Origin of the sequence: Tibeticola sediminis, assembly GCF_003843835.1 — a bacterium.
GTDB lineage: Bacteria > Pseudomonadota > Gammaproteobacteria > Burkholderiales > Burkholderiaceae_C > Tibeticola > Tibeticola sediminis.
This window is the reverse complement of the sequence record NZ_RKQL01000010.1, coordinates 1-1086: the sequence shown is the minus strand read 5'-3', so window position 1 is coordinate 1086 and position 1086 is coordinate 1. Positions and strand designations below refer to the sequence as shown.

The 1086-nt window shown below is 64.7% G+C and carries 1 protein-coding gene; it reads left to right on the top strand.

All coding sequences use genetic code 11. From position 1 onward, the window contains the following. Positions 1-50: 50 nt before the first annotated feature. Positions 51-1086: DDE-type integrase/transposase/recombinase (locus tag EDC62_RS12915; protein ID WP_211331020.1), on the top strand; the 1036-nt coding region annotated here is incomplete at its 3' end.

The window sequence follows — 1086 nt, the reverse complement described above, 5'->3', positions numbered from 1 at the left end:
CTGCATAAGCTCAGAAACCTTTGGCACTCCTGTGAACCAAGAGGAGTGCCATGCAAATCCACCACGTTGGGTACCGCATCCGGGGGTTTTACCGGGTAGCGGCTCTGGGGCATCTTTGGGACATGACACCCAAAGATGCCCACAGACGCCTTGAAATTCTTCGTTTCTTCGACAAGCACGGCTTGGCGGCGACCCGTGACGCCTTTGGTGCCTCGCGCCGCACCCTCTACCGCTGGAAGGCCACCCTCAAGGCCCAAGGCGGCAACCCGGCCGCCCTGGCTGCACAATCCTCTGCTCCCAAGAGGCGAAGAACCCCCAACACGGATCCCCGCCTGGTGAGCGAAATCCGGCGGCTACGCACCCTCCACCCCAACCTCGGCAAGGCCAAGCTCCACGTGCTGCTCGAGCCCTGGCGCGCCCAGCACGGTATTGCGCTGCCCAGTGTCTCCATCATTGGCCGCATCATCGCCAGAGCCCCCGACAAGATGCGCCACGCCCCCGCCCGCATCGACAGTCGCGGGCGAGCCAAGCCCCTGCGGCGGCGCGCGTTGCCCAGAAAACCCAAGCAGGTCAAAGCCCAAGCCCTGGAGGTGCTGGCCTGCGACACCATCGAGCGCATCCGCGACGGCATGCGCCGCTATATCGTCACCTTCATCGATCCGGTCTCACACTTTGCCTTTGCCGTGGGGCTCCCCTCCAAGCACGCCCGATACACCGCCCGCGCCCTCGAACAGGGCCTGTCCCTGCTGCCGCCCCAGAGCCCTACGACGGTGCTGTCCGACAACGGCAGCGAGTTCGAAGCCGACTTCGCCCAGCTCCTCGAGGAGCGCGGCATCAAGCGCTGGTACACCTACCCCAAGACGCCCAAGATGAACGCCCACGCCGAGCGCTTCAACCGCACGATCCAGGAGTCCTTCGTGGATGACCACGAGGAGCTGCTCTTCACCGACCTTGCGCTCTTCAGCCGCAAGCTCGCCGACTGGCTGGCCTTCTACAACGCCGAGCGCCGCACCACACCCTCGGCCAGCGTTCCCCGCTACCCTTCCTCCTGCAACATCAACCCGAGCGCCAAAGGTACTGGACTCA